Annotated in this window: 1 pseudogene; it reads right to left on the bottom strand. The window is 62.5% G+C overall.

Annotated elements, in window-relative coordinates:
* Positions 1-277: pseudogene (ureC, locus tag BN2476_RS49165) on the bottom strand (urease subunit alpha); the annotation flags it as partial.

Genomic DNA, 277 nt, shown 5'->3' with positions numbered 1-277 from the left:
GCGATCGTCACGCCCGGTTCAATGTCGGGATTGCCCGCCTTGCCGATGGCCGCGATGCGGCCGCCCTTGATGCCGATGTCGGCCTTCACGATGCCCCAGTGATCGAGAATCAGCGCATTCGTGACGACGGTATCGACGACATCGGCCGCAACGCGTTGCGACTGGCCCATGCCGTCGCGAATCACCTTGCCGCCGCCGAATTTCACTTCTTCACCGTAGATCGTGTAGTCGCGTTCGACTTCGATCAGCAGGTCCGTATCCGCGAGACGCACGCGGT

Origin of the sequence: Paraburkholderia piptadeniae (assembly GCF_900007165.1) — a bacterium.
In the GTDB taxonomy this organism is placed as follows: domain Bacteria; phylum Pseudomonadota; class Gammaproteobacteria; order Burkholderiales; family Burkholderiaceae; genus Paraburkholderia; species Paraburkholderia piptadeniae.
Note: the sequence above shows the minus strand (reverse complement) of the source record. Positions and strands in the feature narration are given on the sequence as shown.